The sequence below is a fragment of the Methanomassiliicoccales archaeon genome (genome assembly GCA_014361295.1).
Classification (GTDB): Archaea; Thermoplasmatota; Thermoplasmata; order Methanomassiliicoccales; family JACIVX01; genus JACIVX01.
On record JACIVX010000001.1, the window covers coordinates 270,806 to 284,701 of the forward strand.

The 13,896-nt window shown below is 44.5% G+C and carries 16 protein-coding genes; 10 read left to right on the forward strand and 6 right to left on the reverse strand.

Annotated elements, in window-relative coordinates:
- Nucleotide 1 precedes the first annotated feature (1 nt).
- From H5T41_01325 to H5T41_01360, 8 genes are all read left to right on the forward strand, one after another.
- Nucleotides 2-580, forward strand: coding sequence for a methanogenesis marker 17 protein (locus H5T41_01325; GenBank protein ID MBC7107429.1), 579 nt, complete (start codon nucleotides 2-4; stop codon nucleotides 578-580).
- A complete protein-coding gene (locus H5T41_01330; GenBank protein ID MBC7107430.1) occupies nucleotides 558-1,526 on the forward strand; it encodes a methanogenesis marker 7 protein in 969 nt (322 codons plus the stop codon). Before H5T41_01325 ends, H5T41_01330 begins: the two co-directional genes overlap by 23 nt.
- Nucleotides 1,527-1,620: 94 nt before the next feature.
- Complete coding sequence (locus H5T41_01335) at nucleotides 1,621-1,998, forward strand: winged helix-turn-helix transcriptional regulator (GenBank protein MBC7107431.1); 378 nt, start codon at nucleotides 1,621-1,623, stop codon at nucleotides 1,996-1,998.
- A gap of 3 nt (nucleotides 1,999-2,001) precedes the next feature.
- Nucleotides 2,002-2,445, forward strand: coding sequence for a GIY-YIG nuclease family protein (locus H5T41_01340; protein MBC7107432.1), 444 nt, complete (start codon nucleotides 2,002-2,004; stop codon nucleotides 2,443-2,445).
- Between the two features lie 96 nt (nucleotides 2,446-2,541).
- A complete protein-coding gene (locus tag H5T41_01345) occupies nucleotides 2,542-2,769 on the forward strand; it encodes a hypothetical protein (protein ID MBC7107433.1) in 228 nt (75 codons plus the stop codon).
- Between the two features lie 139 nt (nucleotides 2,770-2,908).
- Nucleotides 2,909-3,817, forward strand: coding sequence for a GTP 3',8-cyclase MoaA (gene moaA / locus H5T41_01350; protein ID MBC7107434.1), 909 nt, complete (start codon nucleotides 2,909-2,911; stop codon nucleotides 3,815-3,817).
- 4 nt (nucleotides 3,818-3,821) lie between these two features.
- Nucleotides 3,822-4,547, forward strand: coding sequence for a molybdopterin-guanine dinucleotide biosynthesis protein B (gene mobB, locus H5T41_01355; protein ID MBC7107435.1), 726 nt, complete (start codon nucleotides 3,822-3,824; stop codon nucleotides 4,545-4,547).
- A 1,184-nt stretch (nucleotides 4,548-5,731) separates the two neighbouring features.
- Complete coding sequence (locus H5T41_01360; protein MBC7107436.1) at nucleotides 5,732-7,306, forward strand: FAD-binding oxidoreductase; 1,575 nt, start codon at nucleotides 5,732-5,734, stop codon at nucleotides 7,304-7,306.
- A 9-nt stretch (nucleotides 7,307-7,315) separates the two neighbouring features.
- On the opposite strand, the gene H5T41_01365 is transcribed toward H5T41_01360, so the two are convergent.
- Nucleotides 7,316-7,459 carry a YHS domain-containing protein gene (locus tag H5T41_01365; GenBank protein MBC7107437.1) on the reverse strand — a complete coding sequence of 48 codons (144 nt, stop codon included), beginning with the start codon at nucleotides 7,457-7,459 and terminating at the stop codon, nucleotides 7,316-7,318.
- A gap of 4 nt (nucleotides 7,460-7,463) precedes the next feature.
- Nucleotides 7,464-9,968, reverse strand: a complete 2,505-nt coding sequence (locus H5T41_01370) for a copper-translocating P-type ATPase (GenBank protein MBC7107438.1) — start codon at nucleotides 9,966-9,968, stop codon at nucleotides 7,464-7,466.
- A 203-nt stretch (nucleotides 9,969-10,171) separates the two neighbouring features.
- Here H5T41_01370 and H5T41_01375 point away from each other — a divergent pair, with 203 nt between their 5' ends.
- Nucleotides 10,172-10,780 (forward strand): winged helix-turn-helix transcriptional regulator, encoded by a 609-nt coding sequence (locus tag H5T41_01375; GenBank protein MBC7107439.1) that lies wholly within the window; start codon nucleotides 10,172-10,174, stop codon nucleotides 10,778-10,780.
- Here the strand turns inward: H5T41_01375 and H5T41_01380 are convergent, their stop codons facing one another.
- The 4 genes from H5T41_01380 to H5T41_01395 form a co-directional block, all read right to left on the reverse strand.
- Complete coding sequence (locus tag H5T41_01380; GenBank protein ID MBC7107440.1) at nucleotides 10,781-11,161, reverse strand: RidA family protein; 381 nt, start codon at nucleotides 11,159-11,161, stop codon at nucleotides 10,781-10,783.
- A 42-nt stretch (nucleotides 11,162-11,203) separates the two neighbouring features.
- Entirely contained in the window at nucleotides 11,204-11,917 is a 714-nt protein-coding gene (locus tag H5T41_01385) for an HAD family hydrolase (protein MBC7107441.1), read from the reverse strand.
- Between the two features lie 137 nt (nucleotides 11,918-12,054).
- A complete protein-coding gene (locus H5T41_01390) occupies nucleotides 12,055-12,291 on the reverse strand; it encodes an Lrp/AsnC ligand binding domain-containing protein (GenBank protein MBC7107442.1) in 237 nt (78 codons plus the stop codon).
- 83 nt (nucleotides 12,292-12,374) lie between these two features.
- On the reverse strand, nucleotides 12,375-13,379 hold the full coding sequence (locus tag H5T41_01395; GenBank protein MBC7107443.1) for an NAD-dependent epimerase/dehydratase family protein: 1,005 nt from the start codon (nucleotides 13,377-13,379) through the stop codon (nucleotides 12,375-12,377).
- Nucleotides 13,380-13,593: 214 nt separating this feature from the next.
- On the opposite strand from H5T41_01395, the gene H5T41_01400 reads away from it, so the two are divergent.
- Nucleotides 13,594-13,890 carry a hypothetical protein gene (locus tag H5T41_01400; protein ID MBC7107444.1) on the forward strand — a complete coding sequence of 99 codons (297 nt, stop codon included), beginning with the start codon at nucleotides 13,594-13,596 and terminating at the stop codon, nucleotides 13,888-13,890.
- Nucleotides 13,891-13,896 lie beyond the last annotated feature (6 nt).

Below are 13,896 nucleotides of genomic sequence, written 5' to 3' on the forward strand. Positions count from 1 at the left end.
AATGATAGTTAAAGTGGAAGGACCCGAAAAGTTTGGAAATGAGAGCTATGTGGAGTTGTTCAACAGCATCCTTCTCGATATTGGCATTACGAGGCACGTAGAGGCAGTGAAATTCATCATTAGGCCATCGGACCCCCTTTTCCTCATTTCGGTAAAGACAAGGAAAGCAGCTGGTAAGATCAGAATTACTGAGATTGCGGAAATTTCGCAAGGCAAGGAAGGGACGTACATCAACATCACCGATGAGAACTATGCGCCCTCTCTCATATCGTTGCTCTGGCAACTCTACGGTAGGGAACGAATTGAACAACTTTCAAGACTTGAGATTCTTTGTAAGGGAATCGATGAGAAGGAAATTCTAGAAATCGCAATCGACCGAGGGGAGGAACTGAGGAAGAAGGTGCTCGACGCGCTATGGAGGCTCTTACCAGAAGGTTTCAAGATTCGATATGATCTTTCTTCGGAAAACATTATCACGATCGTAGCAACAGAATACGAGATGAAAGAAGAATGGAAGCGGCTAGCTGAAAAGGTTCATGCTGATATGGAGGTCCTCGATGTACAAAGTGCTGCTCTTTGACGGCGGCGTTTACCGCGTAAATGAACTTTATGAGCTTGTTGAAGATGTCGGGGGCTTCATTATCCAAAAGACCCAGACACACGTGCAGATTTTGGTCACGCTTGCGATTCCGGAGGAAGAAAGGGATGTCATTGAAAGGAAGTCCCAGGAGCTCGGCGCCAAATTGACGGAAATTCCTCTGGGCGGAACAGAGATCGCCGTCGTTGCACCGACACTCGGACGACATCACATGCCCCACCCTGTCTGTGACATTGCTGAGCATCTTCGCAGATATGGGGCGATCACCGTTGTGATGGGTCTTGCCCGCGGAAAAGGTAGGAAATCGGCGCAGATTAGTGCCGAAGAAAAAGCGTTGATTAATGAATATGATGCAGCCGTTTTTGTCCTGGGCAACTTTGAGGACTGTATCAAGACAGAAAAAGTACGCCTTTTCGAGGACATTAGGGTACCGGTTGTCGTCGTCTGTGGTCCGGCGATTGACGGCCTCCCTAACTGCAAAGCGGTTGTATCTGGTGTCTGCAGAAGGGTTGAGCGGATGAGGCGTGCGGAGGATATCGCGAAGCTTGAAGAAATTGCAGAGAAGGTCAGTAAGGTGATCGAAGAACGAAGGAGGATTATCGATGAGGATCCGCTTTTCGTTCATCCAGCAGAGGTGAGACAACGCATCGAAGATTTGCCAGCTGTGCAGAAGAGTCTGAGGCCAGCGCCGATTGTTTTACATCTTGACGGATTGAGGGTTAAGATACCTTACCATGAGTGGAAAGACCAGCTTGCGTCGATTGATGTTTATGGGCGCAAACTCAAAGAGATCGCCGAGCTTTCGGATTCAAGACTCGATGGAAGCACATTGATCAGGATCTACAGCGCATCAAAAGTTGAGTCGATGAATCAGCTTGAGTCGAAAAAATTATTGTGCGACCAAGCAAGCGCTCATGCGAAAGAATAATTATTGTAATTTCTTATGCTTATACATCATTTGTGATCCAATTCGTGTTTTTTCGATCGGAGGACTGTCAATGGTGGCCGAAGAATGCAGGAAAATGGAGATCCCAGATCCCATCAAGCAATCTCTTGAAGAAATAGGCGGTTTGGAGAGTATTTCATCTTCACTTCCTTCCGATGGAGAAATTTCGCGGTTGAGTAAGGTGTTTCACGCGATGTCCGATCCCCTGCGCGTGAAAATTCTCTTTATTCTCCAAAAACAGCCTCTTTGTGTTTGCTTGATCAAAGAGCTCACTTCCGTCCAGGATTCAAAACTTTCCTATCATCTATCGATTCTGAAAGATGCTGGTCTTGTCATCGGAAAACAAGAGGCGAACTGGATTATATATAGTGTGACCGATTTCGGAAAGAAATTACTATCAACATTTCCTTCAATTTTTCATGAAAAAATCGATTGCGACCAATCAAGGGAGTGAGTCATGGAGAATTCCCAGACTGGATCATATATTCTGATCGTCAAACTTTTGCAAAATAGAGAAATCTCCATCGGTCAATTTGGAAGATTCATTTTCGAAAAGGGGCTTTACGCTTATGTTGGATCCGCGATGAATGGACTTCATGCGCGCATTAGCCGTCACTTTTCAAATGTCAAAAAGAAGCACTGGCACATTGATTACCTGCTCGATTGCGGCCAGCCTCTTGAGGCTTTTCTCATCCCATCATCTGTGAAAAGAGAATGCGAGATCAACGCTCATTTAGAGAAAATCATTGATTGCAAACCATTTTTGAAAGGGTTTGGTTCGTCCGATTGCGATTGTTTTTCCCATCTGCATAAGATCACTGAAAGAACGCTCATGCGTATCGAAGAAATCGCCAAAGAAAATAATTGGCTCAGGTACACGCAACTCAGGCACTCGGAATAAGCTCTAGCTGTTGCATTTGATTTCATTCGTAGCAGTGTTAATATCCTGTGGTGATCATTTGTTCCTATGGTGGATCGATCGAGAGGGGCGACCTTAATGCTGACGCCAAAGATCGAGCGTCTCGAAAAGAAAATAAAGGAGATTAATGCGATCAAGAGCGAATACCGTGCGGAGATCGATGAGGCTTTTCGAAGGTTTAAAGACAAGAAAATTGGAAAAGAGGATTTTGAGAGAATCAGACAAAGGAATGAGGAGAAAATCGAGAAGCTAAATGAAAAGATCAAAGAGATCAGGTTGCTCATTAAATCGATGAAAGAGTCCTGACGATTCAGCAGTAACATTTTTTAACTGGCTTAACCCCATTTCGTTCTTTTTTTGGGGAATTTGTTGGACTGAGAAGAACTATGAAAAAACTATTTATCGTTATATCCGAATTGACATATCCCTATTCATGGCGATCGATATGTTGATTGATTCTTATGGACGGCAATTGACAAATTTGAGAATCTCCGTGACTCAAAGGTGCAATCTCAATTGCCTTTATTGCCACCGAGAAGGCGAGAAATCAAGTGGCGATGAGATGTCTCCAAATGAAATCGCGCGGATAGCGACGATCGCTTCATCGCTAGGAATGAACAAACTAAAGATTACTGGCGGTGAACCACTTGTCAGGGATGATCTTGTTGAGATCGTCTCGAAATGTGCCAATAAATTTGAAGAGATTTCAATGACGACGAACGGGACGCTCCTTGCTGATTATTCGGGTGATCTCAGAACTGTTGGATTGAAGCGAGTGAACGTGAGTCTCGACACGCTCGATCACGAGAAATACAGAAGGATTACTGGTAGCGACGTATTAGACGATGTGATCAAAGGCATTGAGAAAGCGATTAGTGTTGGCCTCACTCCTCTCAAGATCAATATGGTGGTTATGAAAGGGATCAACGAAAATGAAATCGACGAAATGATTCGATTCTCAAAAAAAGTTGGTGGGATTTTGCAGCTCATCGAACTCGAAACACAAAAGGAGAAGATCAACGAGGGGTTTTATGCGGATCACCACTGCGATCTTGGCCAGATCGAGAGTTATCTGGAATCTAGGGCACTGAAAATCATTTCAAGGAGCTTGCATAACCGAAAAAAATATTATCTCCCAGAAGAAGTGGAAGTGGTCAGGCCGATGCACAATAGCAGCTTTTGCGCAAATTGTCATCGTCTGCGTGTGACATCAAATGGACATCTAAAGCCGTGTCTTCTGAGCGAAGATGGAAGTGTCGACGTTCTCTCCGCTATTAGAAGAAATGCTTCAGAGAGGGAATTAATCGAGTTATTCAAGATCGCAGTAAGTGCGAGAGAACCTTACTGGAGATGATTCCTTGATCATCGGAATAGTTGGCGAATCGGGCGCGGGAAAAACATCTTTGATCGAATCACTTCTGAGAGAACTGACTGCCCGTTGTTTCAAGGTCTCCTCGATCAAGCACGTTCATGACGGCAATGTGCTCATCCCGCCAGGAAAAGACACAACCAGACACCTTCTCGCTGGAAGCAATCCCGTAATTGGTATTTCATCAAACGAGGCAGTCATTTATTTTAATGATTCGTATGCCATGGATGACGCACTATCTCTTTTAAACAAAATTGCTTCACCTGATGTCATCATTGTAGAGGGATTCAAGCAATCTAGCATTCCAAAAATCGTCATTGGTGACATTGAGGTAAATGGACCAGTTCTCTTTCGCTGTGCGAAAACAGAGGAATGTCTCCAGCATTGCATAAACTTGATTGAAAGGGAAGTAAGAAAAGAACGCGTCCTCGAAAAACTCCCTGGTTTAAACTGCGGAAAATGCGGTTTTCCTGGATGTAAAGATCTCGCAGGCGCTGTTGCTGACGGAGTTGAAGATATCTCGAAATGTAAAAATCGAGGTGATGCGAGGGTGAAGATTTTCGTAAATGAAGACGAAATCCCGATAAACAAGTTTGTATCGGAACTTGTCAGTAATGTCATAAGCGGTCTGGTCAAGTCATTAAAGAATGTCGATAATCCCAGTTCCATCATGATTTCGATTAATTTCCCGGAGGAAATGAAGACCTCTGATTAAATTATGAATTAAAATATGACTTGACGGATTCCATGATTTGTGCCTTCATTTGCTCTATTCGTCATTCTTTCATTTATTTCCGATTTGGGAATCTCATCTCTTCGAAAGATGAAGAATGAACTATCAGGATTTTCCTAAGAATCTATAAATAGGATTGGGTATCTACATTTATCATCAGGGCAGAAAGAAGCCGGTAAAGACCACTCAGACATTCCTTGATAGATCGGAATGAATCGCAGATTCGTCCGCGGTTTAATACCGCAGTTTGATCAATCCCCTACCGGGATTTGATACAAACTTTCTCGCGAGCCTGGCTGAGCGTCTCGAGACGCGGTTAAGGGCCCGAGTTGGACGATTTGTCGGCCGCCCTGCGAGGCGATGGGGTCATTTTGTGGAATGACCAGCCCTGGGCCGCCAGTGGCTGATCCGGCTTCCTGCATATCCCACCGCATCACACGAATCTCGTATGTTTTGTTCAATGTGGCTCTGGATACCTTTTAATGAGAAATTCATCTCGATTCGTGTGGATCAACATCTTTAAATGAAAATCCCCTTGATTATCAAGGATTGGCGCTCTTCATAAATTACTCAATTATCACGTAATTTCTATGATTTCAAATAGAATCAGCAATTTCCGAATAGGTTGGATGATAGAGCATGAAGACCGAAAGATTTGCAGAGACAATCTATAAATACACCGCCATCCCTAGGTTGATTACCCAAAGGCGGAATGCACCTGGGGAAAACGGACCTCTTGGCATTGTCTTTGGACGGTGTCAAGATATTCGGGATCCATTTGCGGCGTAAGCCGCGATCCGCGCATCATATCTGGTTGCCATGGCTACTGGAATGAGCTGCGGATTCGCCAGCGGTCCTCCGTCCTTCACTAGAGGGATGGAATCCGTGGTAGGAATGGACGCTCGGATGCGAGCATCCGTGACTGCTTTGCGGAGCAGTTCTGGAATGCAGCAAACGAGTTGACGCCCAGTGCACCGTAATCTTTGGGCATCAAATCTTATCTTATTTCGTGTCGGACTCAATGTTTTTGATTATGGTCTCGGTTTGTATGGATTCTCTTGATTTTTGAGGGCTTCGAAATGGTCGACAGTCGTGTGATAGATTTAAAATAGCATGAGGAATTATCGCCTGAAGATTTCAGAAATCCACATCGTGGAGGAGATGGAATGGATCCAGCGAAGGAAGCGAAGACGAACGCCTTGCCGGCATATGTCAGAAAACTTGAAGAAGCGCTTGGAAAGGAGAATGTCAAGACAAGTGAATTTGAAAGACTTCTCTATAGTCATGACCTTGCTCCACTTCCTAAAGAAGCGCAATTGGCGTTCAAGAACATCCCTGATGTTGTGGTGAGGCCTAGATCAACGGAGGATGTCCAAAAAATTGTGAGGATTGCTGCCGATGAAGGCGTCCCAATCACTCCCCGTGGCAGTTCGACTTGGGGCCTTGGCGGAAGTATCCCCGCTTTCGGCGGGATCTTAATCGATATGAGCGGGGGCATGAACAAGATTCTCAAAATCGATAAGGAAAATCTCTATGTTACCGCTGAGGCAGGAGCCACCTGGAAGCAGGTTTACGAGGCTTGCTTAAGTAGAGGTCTCTTGCTCGGTTCATACCCAAGCAGCTTTCCGAGTGCGACGCTCGCCGGATGGATCTCTACAGGTGGTATTGGAATTGGTACTTACAAATATGGATCTGCGGGGAATAATATCAGAAATTTGGAAGTCGTGATGCCTGACGGCGATATTATCAACACCGGCTTTGACGAAGTTTGCGATAACAGCTCGGGCTACAATTTCAATTGGTTGATGGTCGGCGCTGAGGGGACGCTCGGCATCATCACCAAGGTGACATTTAAGCTGGTTCCTGCGCCAGAAACGATGCGACCTCTCTCCTACGCTTTCAATGACCTGGCATCAATCGGGCCAGCGTTGACGGAAGTATGTAGATCGAGGGTCGAGCCGCTTCACATATCCTTTGGTGATGGAAGGCATTACGAGTTTTTGAGAAAAGCCGGAAAGCACGCACCCGAAGTTGGAAGCATGCTTAGCTTCATGCTCGAAGGCGATGCTGAAGTAGTTAAGCACGAAGAGCAGGTGATTGACAAGATCATGGAAAATCACGGTGCGAAGAAAATGCCGGATGATATAGCAACACATGAATGGGAGGAACGCTGTTACGAATACCGTTCAAGGGAAATAGGCATGGGTTCCATTCCAGGGGAAGTCATCGTGCCTTTGAGAGAGTTTTCGGCGATGGCAAATGCCACATATGACCTCATGGAAGAAATGAAAATGGAGGGGGCAGTCATCGGTATTATGGCCGACAGAAATACCGTCATGTTCATGCCTTATTATCTCTTTGACTCAGAGAGTCTTCTGAAGAGCGTTGCTTCTCTTTCATTCAACAAGAAATATTCAGATCTTGCATTCGAGCATGGCGGTCGTCCTCTCGGTTTCGGTATGTTTTTTGCATCCAATCTGAAGACCATTCGGGGCAGTGGAGTGAAATATATTAAAGCGATTAAGAACGCCATCGATCAAAAGGGAATTATGAACCCAGGCAAACTCATTGAAACAGTGACCCGGCAAGGAATTCATGTTGCTCCTACTCTTTTTGAACTCGGAATGGATGCTCTTGCGATCGCAAAGAAGATGTTGCCGAGGGATCAAGAGGTCGATGAAAAAGCGGCAGAATACCAAATAGAAAAGGCTGAAAAAGAAAAGAAAGGGCCGATGCACTGAGGGTCCCTTTTATTTCGCATACTTCGCAGGATCTGCGTCGAATTTTTTCTTACAACCAGGGGCGCAGAAGTAATACTTTTTGCCTTTGTATTCCGAAGTCCATTTTGCGTTTTTTTCTTCGACTTCCATTCCGCATATTGGATCTTTCGCCACACCATCACCTCCTTTTTCTTATCTCGGGAACATATCTCTTCAATAAGAGTGCATTTGATACAACAGAAACGGAGCTCATCGCCATTGCTGCCGCGGCGATGACCGGCTGAAGCAGTATGCCGAAGAAGGGAAAGAGGACACCAGCCGCGATCGGTATCCCAGCGGTGTTGTATGCAAATGCCCAAAACAGATTCTGTCGGATCTTGCTCATCGTTTTTCTGCTCAATTGAATCGCTGCAACGACGTCCCGCAGATCGTTTCTTATCAAGACAATATCGCCCGTTTCAATCGCAACATCTGTGCCGCTGCCTATCGCGATGCCGATGTCTGCTTGCGCGAGGGCGGGCGCGTCGTTGATTCCATCACCGACCATTCCCACGATCTTTCCCTCCTTTTGAAGTTTTATGATTTCCTTAGCTTTATCCTCCGGAAGCACCTCTGCCAGTACCCTATCAATTCCCAGTTTTTTCGCAATCACATTTGCAGTTCTCCAGTTGTCGCCTGTGATCATCGCAACCTCGATCCTCATCTTCTTCAATTCAGCAACTGCCTCTTTTGAAGTTTCTTTTAAAACATCTGCCACAGCGACTAAACCGATGACTTTTCCGTTGAGCGCAAGGATCATCACAGTCTTTCCTTCATCCTCGATCTTCCGCATCAAGTCCTCAATCATTGAGATATCGATCTGCGCGCTTTTCATGAGGGTCCTGTTACCGAAAAGAATCCTTGATCCACGAAAATTCACAACAACTCCTTTTCCAGGTAAAGTCTCAAATTCATCCGCGTCAGGTATTTCAATTCCCATTTCTTTTGCGCGCCGAATGATCGCCTCTCCAAGTGGATGTTCCGATCCCTTTTCTGCGATTGCAGCGTACCTTATGATTTCCTCTTCTTCCTGCGAAATAGAAATCACATCGGTTACTTCCGGTTCTCCCTTTGTCAGAGTACCAGTCTTATCGAAAACGACAATATTGATTCTACCAGCCAATTCGAGAGCTTCTCCGCTCTTGATCAGTATTCCAAACTCCGCACCTTTTCCAGTTCCCACCATAATGGCAGTGGGTGTTGCAAGTCCGAGCGCGCATGGACACGCAATGACTAGGATAGTAATGAAAATTGAAAGAGAAAAGATGAAACGAGGTACTGTAATCTCAAAGACATCGTATCCAACAAAATACCACAGAAGTGCACTGACAAAAGCAATTACGATGACCGCGGGGACAAAGTAGGCCGAAACGTGGTCGGCGATACGCTGGATAGGCGCTTTGGAACCCTGCGCCTCCTCAACGAGCCTGACGATCTGCGCAAGCACCGTATCTTTTCCGATTCTCGTCGCGCGCACCTTGAGCAGTCCATTCTTATTGATTGAACCGCCAATAACCTCCGAGCCCACCTCTTTCTCAACAGGGATGCTTTCTCCTGAAATCATCGACTCGTCGACGGAAGAATGTCCATCGATAACGATACCATCTGAAGCGATCGTTTCTCCTGGCCTTACCACAAAGATATCGCCGACTTCGAGCTCTTCGATTGGTATTTCGATCTCCTGATCGTTTTGTAGAACGCGAGCGGTTTTGGCCTGAAGGTTCATCAGCTTTCTAATAGCCTCTGAAGTCTTCCCCTTCGCCTTTGCTTCCAGGTATTTTCCAAGCAGGATTAGAGAGATGATGAGAGCTGATGTATCAAAATAGACATGTTCGAATGGTATAATCGACGGAAAGAAAACAACAGTCGTGCTGTAAAAATAAGCGGCCGATGTGCCAATCGCAATGAGTGTATCCATGTTAGCCCTTTTATTGCGCAGAGCTTTGTAACTGCCGACATAGAATTGGTAGCCTGCGATGAACTGTACCGGTGTTGCCAAAATAAACAGCACAATGTTTCCGATTTTCATCATTTCTTCAGTGACTCTAATCAGAGAGAAATCAAGGATCGTGGTAAGGAGGAATGTTGGAATACTCAAAGAGAGGCTGAAAATGAGCAGATTCTTCTGCCTTTTCATCTCTTTCTCTCTAGCCAACTTCTCCTCATCAATAGTCTCCGCTTCGAGAACATCGTAACCTGCTTCCCTGATCGCTCTTTTAATATCGGAGAGTCTTACAAGATTGGGATCATATTGTATTCTTGCTTTTTCACTTGCCAGATTGACAATCGCGCTGTGTACCCCCTCAAGGCGGTTCAATGCGGTCTCGATCGTTTCGGCGCAAGTTGCGCAAGTCATGCCCGAAATCGAAAGGGTCACGTCGTTGAGTACAATTTCATAGCCAGCCGCTTTGACGGCATTTCTCATATCATCGATTTGAATCTTCTTGGGGTCGTAAACTACGGTCGCTCTTTCCGCTGCGAGGTTAACTGAAGCAGATTCAACGCCATCTAACTCGGAAAGGACATGCTCGATCGTCTCTGCACAGGTTGCGCAGGTCATTCCAATGACGGGAAAGGTCGCCTTTTTCTTTTCTTCGACTTTTTCAGCAGCTATAGGTCGTTCGTGCTTGTGCTCGTCTTTCATAATCATTAACAAATGTGAAAGGTTATCGACGACATATTAATTTTATTCCGAAAGAAACAAACATCTCTCCAACCTCTTTCTTAGATTTGTTTCTTAGAAAAGTTTATCGGGGAAGAATGATTCTTTTCTTTATGAACGTGATCGTATTTTAATTCATTTTTTAAATTCAAAAAGAATATAACCAAGGAGAATTACTTTGAATTATGATGGAACTTGATGAAGTCGATATCAATATACTTAAAACCCTTCAAGATAATGGTCGATTATCTTTTAGGCAAGTATCTGAAAAGGTTAAGGTGAGTGTTCCGACAGTCAGTCATAAAATCGCGGATATGGAGAATCTTGGGATTATCCGAGGGTATCAAGCGGTTCTGGATACTGAAAGGCTCGGCGAGCTCAGCGTCATCTTGACGGTTAAAGCCAAACCCTCGGAACTGAATTCCGTCGCGGAACGTTTTCGAAATGATGAGAATGTGAGGAAGCTTTTCATATTGAGCAACAGCCGCCTCCACATGATCTGCACATTTAGCAATTCCCATCTTATTAATGATTTTGTCAGCCGTCTCGGAGAGATTCCGGAAATTATCGAATACGAAATATCAAATATCATTCAGGTCGTGAAAGAAAATCAGAGAGCCTTGGTCGTTCCGAATCTTAAACTCATTCTTCAATGCCAATCATGCAAGAAAGATATCAAGGGTGAACCCGTTCGAATCAAATCTGATCGAAGAGAGTACTTTTTCTGTAGCAACACCTGCGCTATGGCATTCCAAGAAAAAATGGAGAAACTCAAGGCGAAGCCTCAAAGCTGATTATTTTACTGCCACGATAAGATCGATCTCTACCCTCGCACCCATGGCGAGATTCGAAACTTCCACAGTTGCTCTTGATGGCGGAGCACTCGGAAAGAATTCCTTATACGCTTCATTCATTTCTTTGAAATAATCGAGACTCGTCAAATAGACCGTCGCCCGTACGGCATTTTCAAAGGAAGATCCGGCCGCCTCGACAATCGCTTTCAGGTTCTTCAGGACTTGTCTAGTTTCATCAGCGATACTTGATCTGACGAGCTGATTTGTTTCAGGATCAATGCCAATCTGACCAGAGCAGAAAATGAAACCGCCTGCAACGACTGCTTGGGAGTAAGGTCCGATAGGTTTCGGAGCACGATCGGTACTTACTATCTTCTTCATGAATGATAATCGCTTTTCTTCACAAGAGATTTTTCCATTGTATCATTTTTCTATCGTTTTTACGATGCTATCAGCGATCCCTAAAACTCTTGGAAGATCAGCAACGGTCCTGATGACGGTATCGCAGCCAATTACTTTCCACATCTCTTCATTGTATTTTCCTGACGAAACCCCGATAAAATTCGATTTCGCTTCGTTAGCGCACACTAGATCGATGGGATGATCTCCGATCATGACGCATTCCGATATGTCAACGCCTAATCTTACTGCCATCCTTGTCAGAGCAATACCATTTGGTTTGGCCTCATCATGGGAGAAATCGTCCCTGCAGATGATTGCGTCAAATTCTTCGGTCGAAAGACCTACGACATTGAACGCCTTCATTACATAAGTTCTTGAACCTCGCGTTAAGAGACCTACCTTATATCCCTTTTCCCTCAGAAGATTGATCACCGATTTTACGCCGTTAATCAGGGTTGTGTTTTCAACATTTTCCAATTCCGCTTTCAGAAGCACTTCGTCGATAATCTGGTCCAATTCTTTTAGGAGTGAGATTTTACCAGACTTCTCGCATTCAGCTTTCACACGAGCGAGGTTGCCATATATAGTATCATTGATCGCCAGAATCTCTGGTTCTATCCCCCTGTTGATCAGAGCAGAAAAGAACTCCTTCTTCATCGCATCAAAATCAATTGCGCTGTTAACGAGCGTGCCATCGAAATCGAAAATAATTGCCTTCACCCGTTCCAAATTCATCGATTCACCAGACATCTACGACTGGGGCATACGTATAAATTTCTTAAAACCAACGGCTGTCGTTTGAAATGTATCGTGAAATCGTAAGCATGGTGATGTAAAGCATGTTCCATCTTGCGTCAAGGTGACTTGAGAACTTAGAATTCTTCAATGACTGTCAGAGTTTCTGTATGTACTACACCGGGCAATGCTCCGATTTTGTATAGAACGACCCTTCCTAGTGCTTCGACGCTCTCCCCTTCTATCTTTGCAATGAGGTCATAATCGCCGAAAAGCGGGTAGACCTCAACGACTTCATTCATTCGTTTGAGTTCGGAATATATTTGATGATCCTTCTGAGGTGCTGTGATGATTAAAACATATGCGATGGCCATTTACAAACACCAGCAGCCGTATATTGGCATGTCAGTACTTATCAATATCGTTTCTTAATAAGAGAATAATGATTCGTCAGCATTCAATTCTTTTGATCCATTTTTCTATTTCTGTACCATTCTGCGGTCTTTCTGATCCCTTCCTCAAGTCCCGTTTTGGGTAAGAATCCAAGATCTTCTTTGGCCTTCTGGCAATCGGGTTTGGGATGATCCTTTCCGAATAGCTCAACGACAAGAGTCGAGATGAGAGTATTGCCATCGTTTCCAGTAATCGCCGCTTTCAATTGATTGAACTTTGCGGCAAGCATTGAAATTGTATAATGATAATAGCGATAATCTGGATTTTTTCCGAGTTCTTTAGCAATTAAATCGTAGATTCGCTTCAGTGTTGCATCACCAGGACCATCAAGATTATACGCATTTCCAGATAGCCCAGACCTTTCGGACGCGTTAATGAATACCTCGACCAAATCTGTGATATAAACCAGCGGGAATCTCGCGGTGCCATTACCAACAAGAGCGACATGGTTTTCATCGACAGCTTTAAACCAATGATACGAGGCAGTGTAATCCCTAGGCCCATAAATGACGCCAGGTCTGAGAGCAACACCCTCAATATTCAGTTCTGAGCATTTTTGAAAAAAGAGAATTTCCGCTTCCACTTTGGAGCGACAGTAATTTTCTTTTATCGATGGCTTTATCATTTTGGTCGCATTGTTGACTATGTGACCATCTGAGCCGTAAACTCCCAAAGAGCTTGCGTATACAATTCTCTTGACACCGACTTTCGCCGCAGCGATAGTGACGTTTTTTGTCCCAATGACATTTGCGTCGTATAATTGACTATATGGCGCAACATGTTTAACCGAACCAGCACAATGAAAAACTGTATCAACACCGGTAGCAGCTGAGATAATGCTCTCAATTTTTGAGAGATCGCCGTAAACGATCTCGATAGGTAGATGCTTGATTGCAGAAAGATTACTTGTTTTCCTCGCTAGGACTCTCACCTGTTCGCCCCGTTGACACAACTGCTCGGCAACGTGTCCACCGAGAAATCCTGACGCTCCCGTAACAAGACTAGTCATATTGGAATATGGATAACAGTAACTCAGTAAAAATAGATGACGATGTTCCTTGACCATTCCATTGACATCAAATAAGAATGAACCACTCAAAACCTAATTCTTGTTTCGGCGACTTACCCATTTGATGATATTTAAATTTAACTGTAGCATGCTCAAGCACCCTTTTTATATTTTTTTGCAAAAACTGTTAAACAAAAATTCGGAGGTATTGAAAATGAAAAAGAGAATTGTCGCGATCGCCGCCACCGCCGCCCTCTTTTTGGCAGCATTTGGAGTTGTGTTCTCAACGTTTATACCCTTGGGTATTCCTGGGAATGACCCTCATAAAATTTTGTCGGGAAATAATCTTGGGATCCCAGGAAATGATCCGCATAGTTGGGTTAATGGTTCGAATGGATCTGGGGCTGTTTCGGGGGTATATTTATATAGGATCCCAGGCAACGACCCACACAGCTGGGAACCTCTGTTAGGTGTTCAGATCTTGGGAATTCCGGGTAACGATCCACACTGATTTTCT